The sequence below is a fragment of the Paracoccus actinidiae genome (assembly GCF_030863885.1).
Classification (GTDB): Bacteria; Pseudomonadota; Alphaproteobacteria; order Rhodobacterales; family Rhodobacteraceae; genus Paracoccus; species Paracoccus everestensis.
In genome coordinates, this window is record NZ_CP132956.1 from 2846793 (window position 1) to 2861650 (window position 14858).

Consider the following 14858-nt stretch of genomic DNA (forward strand, 5'->3'; position numbering starts at 1 on the left):
ATTTCGATGGACTTCAAGATATCGCCGCAGATCGACGACTACCGTTGCCGCATCGCCGCCTTCGTGGCGGATCGCCTGCTGCCGCTGGAAGCCGATCCGGCCAGCTATGACGAGCATGAGAACATCGCCCTGCCCCTGCTGGCGAACCTGCGTGCGCAGGCCCGGGCCGAAGGATTGTGGTGCCTGCAGTTGTCGCCCGAGAACGGTGGCCAGGGGCTGTCGCGCATCGGCATGGCGGTCTGCTACGAGGAGATGAACCGTTCGATCTTCGGACCGGTGGTCTTCAATTCGGCCGCGCCAGACGACGGCAACATGATGGTGTTGCAGGCCCTGGGCACTTCGGAACAGAAGGAAAGATGGCTGCGGCCGATCGCCGAAGGGCGGGTCCGGTCGGCCTTCGTGATGACCGAACCCGCCCCGGGCGGGGGATCTGATCCCGGCATGATGCTGACCCGCGCCCAACGCGACGGCGATGACTATGTCGTCCATGGCCGCAAGTGGTTCATCACTGGCGCGGCCGAGGCCGAACACTTCATCCTTTTGGGCCGCACCAGTGACGATCCGCGTCGCGGCCACAGCTGCTTCCTGTTCCACCGCGACGACCCCGGCTGGCGCATCCTGCGCCGCATCCCGATCATGGGCCCCGAGGAACATGGCGGCCATTGCGAACTGGAGTTCGACGGCCTGCGCATCCCTGCCGCGAACCTGCTGCTGGAGGAAGGGCGCGGCCTCAAGGTGGTGCAGACCCGGCTTGGCGTCGCGCGCCTGACCCATTGCATGCGGTGGCTAGGTCTTGCCCGGCGCTGCGTCGAGATCGCCCGGGATTATGCCGAACGCCGCGAGGGCTTCGGGATCCGGCTTGCCGACCGCGAAAGCGTCCAAATCATGCTTGGGACGCTGGCCGCCGATATCGAGATCGGGCGGCTTTTGGTGATGCGCGCAGCCTGGGAACTGGATCGCGGCGGTTTTGCGCAGAAAGAGGTGTCGATGGCCAAGATCCATGTGGCGAGCCTGCTGCACCGCGCCGCCGATACCGGCATCCAGATCAACGGCGCGCGGGGCTATTCTAAGGATACGGTCCTGGAATGGATCTATCGCTATGCCCGGCAGGCCCGCCTGGTCGATGGTGCGGACGAGGTTCACAAGATGATCCTCAATCGTCACTTGGGCAGCGAAGGGAGGGACTTCTGGTCTTGGCCTGTCGAGGAGGGCGCGGCATGACCAACGTGACCTCCGAACGCCTGCATCCCTTCCTGGCCGACCAATTCGGACCAGGTGAAACCCGACTGACCAGGATCGGCGGTGGGCAATCCAACCCGACCTTCATCGTCGATCATGGATCCCGCCGCATGGTCCTGCGCAAGCAGCCGGCGGGCGAAATCCTCCGCGGCGCCCATGCCATCGACCGCGAGTTCCGGGTCATGAGGGCGTTGCAGGACACCGATGTCCCGGTGCCTCGGGCGCTGCTGTTCCACGACAACCCCGACCTTCTGGGCACGCCCTTCTACCTGATGGACTTCGTCGAGGGCCGGGTCTTCTCCGACTGTCGCCTGCCGGACCTTTCCCCGGCTGAACGACGCGGAATCTACCTCTCGATGGCCCACACCCTGGCCCGCCTGCACGCCATTCGCCCCCCGGCTGTCGGTCTCTCGGACTTCGGCCGTCCGGGGGACTACTTCGCGCGCCAGTTGCACCGCTGGACCGGCCAGCTGAAGGCGTCGAGCTTCGCGGATGATGCCTTGCTTCTAGCGCTGTCCGAAAGGCTGGCCGCGTTGCAGCCGGAGGATGACGGGCTGTCCTCGATCGCGCATGGTGACTTCCGGCTGGGCAACATGCTGATTCACCCCACCGAGCCACGTGTCATCGCCGTGCTGGACTGGGAACTGTCCACCATCGGGCATCCGCTGGCAGATCTGGGCTTCGTGGTGATGCCGTTCCACACCAGTCCCGATGAATATGGCGGCATCTTGGGCGCAGAGACACCAGGCATCCCGACAAAGGCCGAGTTCGTGGACGCCTATCGCGCGATGCTGCCTCAGGTGCCCGCGCCGCAGCCTTTCCACATTGCCTTCGCGCTGTTCCGCTTTGCTGTTATCTTCGTGGGCATCGCCGACCGTGCCCACGCGGGCAATGCGGCCGATCCCGAGGCCGGGCGCTATGCGCCGCTGGCCAATCGCTTGGCCGACCGCGCTTGGCAGGTCCTTGGCGAGACGCCGCCCCCTTCTGCAACCATCTGAAACGCGGCATTCGTAACCCGAGCCACCTACTATCCTAGACGGAGCGCGCACAGCCATTGGCCTTTGCGGCGAGCTGGCGCCCTCGGGCATCGGAGTCGTTGCTGCGAAAGCCGTCACCGGTGCATGGTCTGCCAAGATGCACAGACCCGGTTCTGTGAACTAAATGACGTTCGCAGATGGGATTCCGAAATTATCGAAACAAGATGGTGGGCAGCGACTGCATCTGCAGTCCTGCTCACGCCTGTATCGGGTCTTATGGAATGACGAGGGTGTATGACAGCTCGCTTATGCGGCGGTGTCAGAGCTATGGGGCAGAACGCACTGTTATTCGGCCAAAAGGCCTGACTGTCGGTGATCGCGGTTTTGCCCGGAAGTGCACGAAAGCTACTTCCGGGCCGAAGATCAGGCCGCTGCCTCAGTCTTCACCTTCGTGTCTTGCATTCGGTACCGGAACTTCACGTCGGTCAAGCCCGCAGCATCAGAAAGCTGGGCGGCAAGGAGTTGCGGCGCAAGGATATCCACGATCCCTTGAGCGATTAGGTTACCGAAGGCGGGAACGTGAATGGCTGTTAGAAGCGAGCTGTCAGACACGGATTTGTCTGTGGTGATCAAGAGGACCGGGCAGCCGATCTTCTCAACCTGGTGAGCCAGCTCAACTTCGCGATCGTCACCGATGATGACGACCCCAGTGGAGTCGTCCATCGCCTCCAGCGGTCCGTGGAGATAATGCCGCGTATCATAGGCGGAAGCTGGAATTCGTGCAGCTTCGCGGATCAACAGGGAGGCTCCATCGGCCGTGCCAAGCGCGGCCCCCGCGCCCACGCAGTCGATCGCGCGCCGCGTTGCAAAAAGCTCTCCCAACCGATCCATCTTGCTTCCAGCATCAGCCAGTGTCCGCTGTACAACAACAGGCAATCCCGAGAAGCTGTCGTTTGAAGCCCCCAGAAGCCTTTCGACCAACATGCCCATGCCGAGCAGCGTCGCGGTATAGCCGACACTCGAAGGCGTAGCGTCCTGCCCCTGTGCAATCTCCAGATGAAAATCAGAGGCTGCAGCCAGCGGTCCTGCCCCATCCTTGCTGATACCAATACGCTTAGCCGAGGCCAGCTTTTCAAAAGCCATAACTGTTTCGATGCTGCGGCCGCCGGCGGAAAGACCAATCAGGGTATCCGCGAGATCACGTCCAGCCGCCATGTCGCAGGCACGGATTGCGGAAGCGCGGCAGCCTTTGGCCTGCAATTCCGCGGCTCCGACCACGGCGGCAGCAAAGCTGGCACCAATGCCCGTGACACCAATGACAGGTTGCAGCAGTGTTGAAAGGTCTGCGTCGGCCAATTGGCGGATGACGGCTGCATGCGTGTCGGCAAGCGCCTCAGGCTGGCGCGCAATTGTGGAACGATAGCTCATCTGTCTTTCCTTCTTCAGACTTTGTGGGAATGCTCCGGGGACAGTTCGAAGGCATCGACGTCCCGGTTGCTCGTGATTTCCGCTGCGAGGCGGCAAGCGCCATCGACGGGATGGCCCTCGAAAAGCTGCGGCGTGACCTGACCGTCACTGCGGATCTGGATGGCTGCGACAAACGCATCCCAGAGGGGTCGCTGCGACACGATGACGCTTCCTCCCGCAACGACATGAGAAGCCGTGCTGCCGCGCAGCCGGAGATTTACCACCAGATCGGCCAAAGCCTCAGCGCCCTCGACAATCACGCGGCGGGCCAGGGGCGATCCCTCGACATAGGCGTCAAAGACGGCCGGGGCATGGGCTCCAATGGCTGCCGCGTTCCCCCTGCTAGCCAGGGCGCTACCCAAGCGAGGCAGTTCCGGCTGACCAAGCGAGGCGTACATTCGGTAGATCAGCGGATCATCGGTGGTGGCGCCCGTATCCAGTGCGCGCGCGATGGTGCGCGCGGCTTCCCGAACCAGCCCTGCGGCGCTGCCGTCGTCACCGATCAGCCAGCCCCACCCTCCGGCCGAGATCATCCGGCCGTCGTCGTCACGGCACACCGCAATTGAGCCGGTTCCCGCAACCAGACCGATCTGGCCCAGCCGTCCCATGGCCAAGGGCATCAGTTCGGCATCATTAACGACGCGCAGCGGCACGGATGTCCTGGCCCGCAAGGCCTCGGCAAAGGCATTGCATTCAGTGTCGTCGTCACAGCCATGCGCCCCAACGCCAATCGCCACCAAGGCTGTTTCCCCGGTCAGATCCTGTATCAGACGCAGCAGGCTGTCAGCATCGGAGGCGAAGTCGCGACCACGCCAGGATGAACTGGGCAGCACCACTTCGCGCAGCTTGACCAGTCTGCCTTCTTCATAACGTCCGAGACAGATTTCGGTCTTGGTGCCGCCGATATCGACGCCGACGAGGGCCCCATCAGGCAATGTTGCAAGGGAGCTCATGCGCAGGCCCGCAGGCGTTCGCCCGTAGCATCAAAAACAAGGGCACGGTTGCTGGCAATCGCCACCGCCACCTCGTCGCCAAGGTGTGCAGCATGTCTTTCGGCCCTCACACCGATACGCGTTCCATCGGATAGTTGCAGATGCAGGTAGGATTCCGCACCTAGATCCTCAATGAGAGCAACCTTTCCCGAAACTGCCAAGTTATCATCCGCCACGGCCTCTCCTTCAGGAAGCACCCGGAGGTGTTCGGGGCGCACACCAAGGTCGATCTGCATGCCCGGCGCCACGCGAACGCCGGCCGGCAGCATGACGGTGCCGCCGGCGGCCAGATCGGCCTGGGCGCTATCCATTGCGCGCGCGGACAGGAAATTCATCTTGGGCGAACCCACGAAACCGGCGACGAATTTGTTGTCGGGATCATCATAGAGATCGAGCGGCCGGCCATATTGCTGGACCTTTCCGCCACTCATCACCACCATCTTGTCTGCAAGGGTCATCGCTTCGACCTGGTCGTGGGTGACATAGATCATCGTGGTGCCCAGCCTGCTGTGCAGCTCCAGCAACTCGGCCCTCATCTGCACACGCAACTCAGCATCGAGGTTCGACAAAGGTTCGTCGAACAGGAACACTCGCGGTTCGCGGACAATTGCGCGTCCGATGGCCACGCGCTGCTTTTGTCCGCCCGACAACTGCCCCGGCTTTCGATCAAGCAGCTTGTCCAGGCGCAGAATGGCCGCGGCCTTGTTAACGCGGTCCCGGATCAGCGCCTTGGGCATGTGCGACATGCGCAGGCCGAACGAAATGTTCTGGAACACCGTCATATGGGGGTAGAGCGCGTAAGACTGGAACACCATTGCTGTTCCGCGCTTGGCCGGATCAACATTGTTGATCACTTCGCCTTCGAGGGAGATGGTTCCCGCGGACGGCGTTTCCAGTCCAGTGATCATCCGGAGCAGCGTTGATTTTCCGCAACCTGACGGGCCGACAAAAACGACGAACTCGCCATTCTCGATCGATAGGTCGATGTTGTCCAGAACGCTGAGGGCTCCAAAACTCTTGTGGAGGGATTTGATTTCAAGAAAAGCCATTGTTTCACGATACTCCGATCAGCCTTTGGTGCCCGACATCGCAATGCCTTCGACGATCTTCCGCTGGAAGATGAGGAAGAACAGCAATGGCGGGATCGCGGCGAGTAGGTTGGCGGTCATGACGACATCGACCGTCTGATGGGACAGAGGCGCATTGAACAGCCCGACGACTTGGCCGACCGTGTACATATCGGGCGTCGTAGTCACGATCAGCGGCCACATGTAGTTGCCCCACGTCTGCATAAAGGTCAGGATCGCTAGCGTGACCAGAGCATTGCGGCACAGGGGGAGCGCAACGTGCCAGTAGATCTGGAAATGACCTGCCCCGTCTAGGCGCGCCGCCTCGATCATGTCCTTGGGAATTGCACCCATGAACTGCACCAGCATGAAAAGGCCGAAGGCCGATGCAAGGCCGGGAATGACCAGACCGCGCATGGTGTTCAGCCAGCCTAGTTCTGACGTCAGCAGATAGGTCGGGATGATCGTCACTGCCGTTGGCACCATCAGCGACAGCATCACGATGCCAAACAGGACACGCTTGCCAGGAAACTCAAACAGCGCAAATTCGAACGCGGCCAGAGAGCCTACCAGGATCACGCCAAGGATCGTTAGGAGGGCATAGGCCAGTGAAATGCCATAGGCTCGCAGATAGCCCGTCTGGGTGAAGATCATTGTAATCTTTTCCAGCCCGGCCGACAGCGAAGTCGGCCACAGTCGGGGATTGATGGCCACCGGCTCGCCGGGTAGGGAAAAGACCACGTTCACCATCCACCAAATGGGAAAGATCGTGATTACGGCGATCAAGACGGCGATGATCCATTTTAAGACTGTCCAGATCGAGACAGATCTTTCGGGGAAGTATGCGGTCATGGACGCTGCCTCCAGCTGCGGATCAGGAAGAGGACCGCCGTCACGGCAATGATCGCGATGGTGAGCAAAAAGCCATAGGCGGAGGCTAAGCCGAACTGCACGCCGCCGAACGCACGGCCCATCATATCCATGACCGGGAACAGAAGCGCACCCCTCCGCCCGCCGTATTCTGAGAAGGACGATCCGGTCAGAAGCCAAGGCGTGTCAAACACCTGCATTGCCGAAATGATCGCGTAAGTCAGGACGAAGAAGAGAACTGGAGCCAACATCGGGATGGTGATGTGGATCACCTGCTGGAACTTGTTGGCACCATCCAGACGGGCCGCCTCGTAGAGATCGGCAGGAATGTTCTTCAATCCTGCCAGGATGATGACCATGTTGAACCCGGCCGACACCCAAATGTCTACTGCGATTAGCGCATAGAGCATTGTACCGGTATCATTGAGGAAGCTGATAGGCTGAGCACCGACCCAGCCCAGCATCATGTTCAGAAGCCCGAAATTCGGCGCATAAATCCACCGCCAGATCGTTGCTGCCAGAAAGGCAGGCAATACGACCGGCAGGAAGTAGGCATTGCGAAAGAAGTTTGCCCATCGACCGGTAAAGCTGTCCACCAGCAGAGCCAGGCAGAAAGCCACCGTTAGCCCAAGGGGAACAGTGATTAGAATATAGCGGAACAAGTTCCACATCGCCCGTGAGAAGTCACGGGATGCCAGCAGCTTCTCGTAGTTGCCAAGGCCAACATTGACCGGGTCTCGGACCCCGTTCCAGTCATGGAAACTATAGTAGAGCCCGCTGAGAATGGGATAGAGGAAGAACGCCGCGAAGAGCACCATGAACGGAGCGATCATGATGAAATGTGGCAGGTGATGTCGGAGGGGTCGCATCGTTTATCCTGTCGGTGCTGGGGACTGCCGTAAGCAGTCCTGCGCAGGGCGTCCCGCTTTCTGACAAGCGAGACGCAGCTTTGTTTGAATATCAGCCTGCGATGCAGTCGTTCAGTTCGGCGATCATTTCCTCGGCCCCTTCTTCGGGCGTGAAATCGCCGTCAGCGGTAGCAGAGACATAATCCACGACAATCGAGGAATAGCAGGCCGGAACGGGTTGGATTAGGTAGGGTGGGTTGACATCCATGGTTGCGGCGACCGCCTCGACCGAGACAGCGATCAGCGGGAGATCCGACACACCGGGCTCAGCCATAGCTGCGTCATTCGAGTTGTAGCGGGACAAAAGCTTTGCCCACCGCGCCATCTGATCTTTTTCTGTGATGTAGGCTGCAAATTCCCACGCCACATCAAAGTTCTCACCAGGAGCAACCCCGACGATCTCGAAATTCTTTATCCCGCCATGCTTGTCGGCTGTGTCCCCGGGTAGCAGCACAAAGTCATATTTAAGGCCACTGTTCTCGGCGGCCTCGGCATAGGTTGGATTGACCCACGGCCCGATCGAATGGAAAGCAAGCTGGTTAGTGACAAACAGATCCTTCGTCGCCTGGTCGTTGCGGCTCGTGCCCGACGTCAGCGGCTTCATCTCCACGAATTTTTCCAGAACTTTCGTCATGACCGCTGGGTCGATCCGCGTCTTCTTTGCCTCCCAGTCGATGCCCCAGGTCGAAACGTCGCCGGAAACAGCGTACATTTCAGCAATGGAATTGAAGACAAGAGCCTGATCGGGAATTGCAAACTTGCCCGCGTCCTTGACCTTCTTCATCTGATCCAACCACTCGGCCCAGTCGGCGGGCGGCTTGGAGGTGTCTATGCCAGCTTCTTCCAGCACGGTCAGGTTACGAAACAAGAGCGAGCCGTAGCCGGTATAGGGGATGCAGTACATCTCTTCAGGACGAGGGGAGCAATTCTCAACCGCACTCTTGTTGAACTGGGCACGGAATTCCTCGGGCATAGCCATCCATTTTTCATGGATGTTGGCAAGGGCGCCGATATCCGCCAGTTGCGCGCCCACGCCGATGCCGTTCATGAAGACATCTGGCAGGTTGCCACTAGCCGCGCCGGCAATTTGTCCTGCAGTCAAGTCGTCGTCGCCCTTACCGACGATGTTTACGGTGACACCAGGATGGGTTTGGATGAATTCCTTGATGAATTCTTCTTGCAGAGCCAGGGCCTCCCCCTGAGCAAAGTCCGAGTACACCCAGTACTCAAGGCTTTGCGCACCAGCCGCAGTCCCCGCCGCGAGGCCGATGGACAAGGCAAGCAAGCTTGCAGCAGTTCTCTTGGTCATCATGCACTTCTCTCCCGTCGAAAGGCCGATTCTTTGATGATCCGGCGTTTGATTGTTAGGCAGCTTAACAAACGAACTTGGTCCGGCAAGAACTTTTTCGCATCGTCTCAAAATGTTCGTTTGATTTTGGCCAGGTTAGCCTGTGGACTTCAGCATTGAGCTCAGTGCACGTTCTGCTGCCAGACGCTCCGCGCCAAGAACTGTCGCTTCTGACGCTAAGCTGCTGGTCGTGATATCAACAGGAAAGGCCAGGCGCTTCACGACATCTTCGACCTTTGGACGTAGCAGCGGAGAGGCCCCGTAGCCTCCACCCAACACAACGAGACCTGGATCAATCACGCTGACACATGTAGCGATAACTGCGCCTATGTCTGCTGCATGACTTTCTACGTAATGAAGCGCTGTCTCGTCCCCCTCGCCAGCCCGGGCCAGAAGTTCATAGGTATCAGCTGGAGGATTACCACTGGTAACAGGCCACGCCGTGCGGACCCTCGCCAGAAACGCCTCGGTCCCAATGTACCGTTCCACCTCGCCAGGAACAGGTTTCATCCCGGGACCAAATGGAAAGGCGATATGGCCTACCTCACCTGCTGCTCCGTTGACGCCTTGAAGAACCTGACCATTCAACATCAACCCTAACCCGATCTTCACGCCGACCTGAAGAAAGGCAAAGGTTTGACGGCCTTTTGCCACCCCATAATGATATTCGGCCACCGCTGCGCAATTGACGTTGTTCATCAGCAGCACGTCGATGCCGGATGGCGGGGTAAAGTTGGAGTAGATCACATCCTGCTGGGTCGCGGCAGTATCCCCTTCGGGCCCTACGACCCGCGTCGGCAGTGCGATCACCATTCCATGCAACTGTCCCCACTCCTGATCCGTGTTGACAAGCGCGTCGGCCACCGCCGATGCCACCACGCTGCTAATCTCCGGTGCCATGGAGTAGTGGCTTTTCGACAAGGGATGCAGGCTGGAATACAAAAGCCGCCGATCAAGTGTGCTGAGCCTCAGTCTCACATGTGTCGAGCCAGCATCTACAGCCATGACGTGACCCGCCGACGTTGCTACCCGATACTCGATCGCCCGGCGTCCTGTTCCCCCTTGGACAGCACCGATTGGCTCTACGACTCTGGCCCTGGCAAGCTCAGAGATGGCTGCAGACATTGTCGGACGCGATAAACCAAGCTGTTGGCCAAGCTGGGGCCGAGTTGACGGCCCAGCCTCGACCAGGGTGTGCAGCACGCTAAGTGCACTGCTGGTAAGAACCAGGGACGGGCGGATCATAGTTACTCGCAGCAGCGGAATTGGTGGCCTATAGTCCGCTTCTAAGGATTTTTCATTAAATGGACCAGCGGGCACAACACCCGGTCCTGCCACGCGAACTGACAAACCAACCCCCTGACCAACCCTAGACCTGTCCCTCTCAAATCTTTCCGATAGGAAGGACAGATGAGGGGCCATGCTTCAAAGTTTGTTGAATGATCGAGGTTGACGCATGGAAAGGAAATGCTTCAGGCAGAGGAGGTGGCACAATGATGCCGCTGCACGAATTGGGCTAAGGGGGCGAAGCGGCTGTCGAAAGAGTTCGGCTGCGCCCGCAACACAGTCCGCCGCTATCTCAATCCCGGTGGTGGTATTTCTTACGGTAAACCGGACCACTCGATCGGCGCACGCCACTCTCGTGGCGGCTATACCGCGATCGCGATCAACGGGTATTATGGCACAACTCACGACCTACGGCAGGATGGTGCCGATAAGCATAGTGCCAAAGGTGTGTTTTTCCTGGGCCAAATGGTCCCTGCGGCGGCTGTTGATTATCGGCGCCAACGGCGTGGCCTGTTAGAGCGTCCGACGGGGAACCGCAGCCGAAACCTCGGGGGGCATGCGGACGCGCAAGCCTTGAATTCTCGTGCAGGTGGCGTGGCGAACGGTAAGCGGGGCAGCACCGCTGGTGCGAGCACACTGCAAACGGCGCGAGTTGTTTGAGCACTAATGACACATCAGCTGGGCGTTGATGATGTGCCTGACAGCTTTCAGCAGTTCCGCGCGAAGATAGCGGCAGGTTGAAGGCACCGATACCGTCGAAGCGGGGGTTTGGCCTGCTTCGGTAAACGTCGATACTGCCGATGGGACCAAGCTTGGTCGACCGCCAAGTATGGAGGTCAACGCGAGCATGATGCCATTCTTGGTTTCAAGGCCCTTAGCCTAGGATCTCACGGACGGCCTCGACGGTGACACCGACGATGATGTCGGCCTCGGCCTCAGTTAGGCATAGGGGTGGCGCAAAGCCCAGGATGTCGCCTTGCGGCATGGCGCGGGCAATTACCCCTCGGCGCAACATGGCTGCGACGACCTTGGCGCCCATTCCCGCGGAAGCATCAAAGAATTGGCGCGACCCCTTGTCCTTGACCAGTTCGACTGCACAAAGCATCCCTTCGCCGCGTATCTCACCCACATGCGCGTGATCGCCTAGCGCCTCTGCCATTTGGGAATTGAGATAGGCACCCACCTTGCCCGCGTTCTGGACCAGCCCCAGGTCATCGATCAGCTTCAGGTTGGCGACGCCCGCCGCGGCGCCGATGGGATGGGCGGAATAGGTCCAGCCATGGCCGAAGACGCCGTTTTCGTCGCTGCCCTGCATCAGCACCTCCCAGATTTTCTGGCCGATGATTGAACCCGAAAGCGGCGCATAGGCACTGGTCAGGCCCTTGGCGCAGGTGATGATGTCGGGGGTCATTCCATAATGGTCGCTGCCGAACATCGATCCCAGGCGGCCAAAGCCCGTCACTACCTCGTCCGCGATCAGCAGGATGTCATGGCGTGCCAGCACCTTCTGGATCGCCTCCCAGTAACCGGCGGGCGGGGGCACGATGCCGCCGGTGCCCAGGACCGGCTCTCCGATGAAGGCCGCGATGGTGTCGGCGCCTTCGGCCGCGATCAGTTTTTCCAGTTCCTCGGCGCAATGGGCGCTGAACTGCTGCTCGGTCATGCCCGCGTCGGGGCGGCGGAAATAATAGGGCGCCTCGGTATGGATCACCTGGGCCAAGGGCAGGTCGAACTTCTTGTGGAACAGTTCCAGCCCCGTCAAGCTACCGGTCATCAGGCCTGAGCCGTGATAGCCCCGCCAGCGGGAGATGATCTTTTTCTTCTGCGGCAGGCCGCGGATGTTGTTGTAATACCAGACTACCTTGATGTTGGTTTCGTTCGCATCCGACCCGCCCAAGCCGAAATAGACGCGCGCCATGTGCTTGGGCGCGCGGTCCATCACCATCTTGGCCAAGGTGATCGAGGCCTCGGACCCGTGCCCCGCATAGGCGTGGTAATAAGCCAGCTCATGCGCCTGCTTCGCGATCGCATCGGCGATTTCCGTGCGGCCATAGCCCACGTTCACGCAATAAAGCCCCGCGAACCCGTCCAGCAGGCGGTTGCCGTCGCGGTCGATGATGTGGACACCCTCGGCCCCCTGGATGATGCGCTGCGCGCCCTCGCCCCGGGCGAACTGGCCCAGATGCGTCGAAGGGTGGAACAGACTTTCGCGGTCCCATTTGGACAGTTCGTCATTCGTCAGCATCATGCGCTCCTTCTGTCGGCCCAGTCGCGGCAGACGTATTTGATGTCGGTAAAGGCCTCGAGGCCGTGGCGGCTGCCCTCGCGGCCGAGGCCGGATTGCTTCATGCCGCCAAAGGGGATCGGCGCGCCGGTGACCTTGGTGCGGTTCACGGCGACCATGCCGAATTGCAGCGCGCGGGACAGGCGATAGATCCGGCGCGGATCGCGGGAATGGACATAGGCGACCAAACCGTATTCGGTCGCGTTTGCGATGGCCACCGCCTCGTCCTCGGCGTCGAAGGGGGCAATGGCGGCGACGGGGCCAAAGGTTTCCTCGCGAAAGATCAGCGAGTCGGGCGCGACATCGGCCAGAACCGTCGGCTTGTAGAACAGCGGTCCCAGGTCGTCGCGGGCTCCGCCGGTCAGCAGACGGGCACCCCTGGCCAATGCGTCGGCCACCTGTTCTTCCTGCTTGCGGACGGCGCCTTCGTTCATCAGCGGGCCAAGGTCGCGGTCATCCGTGCCTGGACCCATCGTCAGCGCGGCAGCGGCAGCGGTGAAACGACGGCAGAAGTCGTCATAGATCGGGCGCTCGACCAGGAAGCGGTTGGCGCCGAGGCAATCCTGGCCGGATGTCGCGAACTTGGCCTTGATCGCTTCCTCGACCGCCAGATCCAGATCGCAATCGGCAAAGGCAATGAACGGCGCGTGCCCGCCCAACTCCAGCACCAGCCGTTTCACCGTGTCGGACGACTGGCGATAAAGCAGCTTGCCGATCTGGGTCGAGCCGGTAAAGGACAGGGCGCGCACACGCGGATCGGCGCACCATTCGCCGACGATTTCGGGCGCATTGCCCGGAACCACGTTGAAGACGCCCGCCGGAAAGCCCGCACGGTCAGCCAGTTCCGCCAAAGCCGTCGCGGACAGCGGCGTTTCCGCGGAAGGGTGAATGACCACCGTGCAGCCCGCCCCCAACGCCGCTGCCGCCTTGCGGGTGATCATCGCGCAGGGAAAGTTCCAGGGCGTGACCAGGGCCGCGACGCCCACGGGTTCGCGCCAAAGCTCCATCTCGGCGGTGGACAGATGCGAGGTCACGCTTTCGATATTCGGGCGCTTGGCTTCTTCGGCATAGAATTCGACGAAGCTCGCGGCATAATCGATTTCCCCACGCGCTTCCGACAGGGGCTTGCCCTGTTCAGCGGTCATGATCCGGGCCAGATCATCGCGGTAGTCGCGGATCAGCTGGAACCAGCGATACAGGATCGCGGCGCGTTCCTGCGGCAGCGCCATAGCCCAGGCAGCAAAGGCGGCCTGGGCGGCATCGACGGCGGCACGCGCGGCAGCGGCATCCAGTTTCGCCACCTGCGCGATGGTCCGGCCAGTCGCCGGATCGGTCACGGCGAAACGGTCGGTCCCGATCCATTGGCCGTTCACAAAGGCGTCTTCGCGCCACAAGTTCCTGTCGGACATCATTCGTCCACCTCTACGCCAATGACGGCGACGCAATCGCCGGGTTTCACAATGCCGGGGAAATGCCGGGCCATCATCACGCCGGACCGTCGGGCATGGACGATGACCGGCGGCAAGCCGGTGCGGGTCACGGGAAAGATGCGGGCCACGGGTTGCTCCTGTTCGACGGCATCGCCCAGATCGGCCAGGAACTCGATCAGCCCGCCATCTTCTGCAAAGGTAAAACAGTCCTCGTCGGGCATATCCAGCCATTGGGTCGGCTGTGCCTGGACCTCGCCCTGCATCACCCCCGCCGCGATCAGCAGGTTTTTCAGCCCGCGCTTGGCAATGCCCGCGCTGCGGGCGGTGGCAGTTCCGCCGCCGCCCAGTTCGGTGGTGACAAAGGTCTTTCCCATCTCCTCGGCCGCGGTGTCGTACATGCCGACCGCGTCGATCTCCAGCATCTTGACAGACCAGGGCGCACCAAAGGCCCGCACCAGATCGAAGGACTGCGCCTCTTGCCGCTTGTCGGGCAGGACATGGGCGGCGCAATAGGGCAGGAAATCAAGCGTTTTGCCGCCCGAATGGAAATCCAGCACAACATCGGCCATGGGCAGCAGCACACGCTGGAAGTAATCCGCGATCTTTTGCGTGACGGTGCCGTCCGGGCGGCCCGGAAAGCTGCGGTTCAGGTTGCCCCGGTCGATGGGCGACGTCCGCGTCCCCGTCCCAAAGGCCGGATAGTTCATCGCGGGCACGATGATGATGCGGCCCGTGACATCTTCGGCCCGGATGGTCGAGGCCAGGTGGAACAGCGCGATCGGCCCTTCGTATTCGTCGCCATGGTTTGCGCCCGTCAACAGCGCGGTCGGCCCTTCGCCGTTGTTCACGACAGTGATGGGGGTCATGATCGACCCCCAAGCCGCGTCGTCGCGCGAATAGGGCAGGCGCAGGAAGCCGTGGCTGACCCCAGGGCCTGAGAAATCCACCGTTGCCGTGATGGGCGAGGGCGTCAGCGGCATTTGCAACAT

The 14858-nt window shown here is 60.9% G+C and carries 12 protein-coding genes and 1 pseudogene; 3 read left to right on the forward strand and 10 right to left on the reverse strand.

Annotated elements, in window-relative coordinates; translation table 11 throughout:
- Window positions 1-6: 6 nt before the first annotated feature.
- A complete protein-coding gene (locus Q5701_RS14205; RefSeq protein ID WP_306751630.1) occupies window positions 7-1221 on the forward strand; it encodes an acyl-CoA dehydrogenase family protein in 1215 nt (404 codons plus the stop codon).
- On the forward strand, window positions 1218-2237 hold the full coding sequence (locus Q5701_RS14210; protein WP_306751631.1) for a phosphotransferase family protein: 1020 nt from the start codon (window positions 1218-1220) through the stop codon (window positions 2235-2237). The genes Q5701_RS14205 and Q5701_RS14210 overlap by 4 nt, the downstream gene beginning before the upstream one ends.
- Before the next feature lie 402 nt (window positions 2238-2639).
- Here the strand turns inward: Q5701_RS14210 and Q5701_RS14215 are convergent, their stop codons facing one another.
- The 7 genes from Q5701_RS14215 to Q5701_RS14245 all read right to left on the reverse strand — a co-directional run bounded on the left by Q5701_RS14215 (window position 2640) and on the right by Q5701_RS14245 (window position 10290).
- Window positions 2640-3644 carry an SIS domain-containing protein gene (locus Q5701_RS14215; RefSeq protein ID WP_306751632.1) on the reverse strand — a complete coding sequence of 335 codons (1005 nt, stop codon included), beginning with the start codon at window positions 3642-3644 and terminating at the stop codon, window positions 2640-2642.
- A 14-nt stretch (window positions 3645-3658) separates the two neighbouring features.
- On the reverse strand, window positions 3659-4636 hold the full coding sequence (locus Q5701_RS14220; RefSeq protein WP_306751633.1) for an N-acetylglucosamine kinase: 978 nt from the start codon (window positions 4634-4636) through the stop codon (window positions 3659-3661).
- The gene (locus Q5701_RS14225) at window positions 4633-5724 is read right to left on the reverse strand and encodes an ABC transporter ATP-binding protein (RefSeq protein ID WP_306751634.1); all 1092 of its coding nucleotides are present in this window, start codon (window positions 5722-5724) and stop codon (window positions 4633-4635) included. Before Q5701_RS14225 ends, Q5701_RS14220 begins: the two co-directional genes overlap by 4 nt.
- A gap of 18 nt (window positions 5725-5742) precedes the next feature.
- A complete protein-coding gene (locus Q5701_RS14230) occupies window positions 5743-6594 on the reverse strand; it encodes a carbohydrate ABC transporter permease (protein ID WP_306751635.1) in 852 nt (283 codons plus the stop codon).
- Window positions 6591-7445, reverse strand: coding sequence for a carbohydrate ABC transporter permease (locus Q5701_RS14235; RefSeq protein ID WP_306751636.1), 855 nt, complete (start codon window positions 7443-7445; stop codon window positions 6591-6593). The genes Q5701_RS14230 and Q5701_RS14235 overlap by 4 nt, the downstream gene beginning before the upstream one ends.
- Window positions 7446-7572: 127 nt before the next feature.
- The gene (locus tag Q5701_RS14240; protein WP_306751637.1) at window positions 7573-8832 is read right to left on the reverse strand and encodes an ABC transporter substrate-binding protein; all 1260 of its coding nucleotides are present in this window, start codon (window positions 8830-8832) and stop codon (window positions 7573-7575) included.
- Between the two features lie 132 nt (window positions 8833-8964).
- A complete protein-coding gene (locus Q5701_RS14245) occupies window positions 8965-10290 on the reverse strand; it encodes an ROK family transcriptional regulator (RefSeq protein ID WP_306751638.1) in 1326 nt (441 codons plus the stop codon).
- A gap of 45 nt (window positions 10291-10335) precedes the next feature.
- Between Q5701_RS14245 and Q5701_RS22890 the strand changes: the two are divergent.
- Window positions 10336-10482 (forward strand): annotated as a pseudogene (locus Q5701_RS22890) (helix-turn-helix domain-containing protein); the annotation flags it as partial.
- A 547-nt stretch (window positions 10483-11029) separates the two neighbouring features.
- Here Q5701_RS22890 and Q5701_RS14250 read toward each other — a convergent pair.
- The 3 genes from Q5701_RS14250 to doeB are packed head-to-tail and all read right to left on the reverse strand — an operon-like array spanning window position 11030 to window position 14858.
- Window positions 11030-12400, reverse strand: coding sequence for an aspartate aminotransferase family protein (locus Q5701_RS14250; protein WP_306755420.1), 1371 nt, complete (start codon window positions 12398-12400; stop codon window positions 11030-11032).
- Window positions 12400-13848, reverse strand: a complete 1449-nt coding sequence (locus tag Q5701_RS14255) for an NAD-dependent succinate-semialdehyde dehydrogenase (RefSeq protein ID WP_373568662.1) — start codon at window positions 13846-13848, stop codon at window positions 12400-12402. Before Q5701_RS14255 ends, Q5701_RS14250 begins: the two co-directional genes overlap by 1 nt.
- Window positions 13848-14858, reverse strand: coding sequence for a N(2)-acetyl-L-2,4-diaminobutanoate deacetylase DoeB (gene doeB / locus Q5701_RS14260; protein WP_306751640.1), 1011 nt, complete (start codon window positions 14856-14858; stop codon window positions 13848-13850). The genes Q5701_RS14255 and doeB overlap by 1 nt, the downstream gene beginning before the upstream one ends.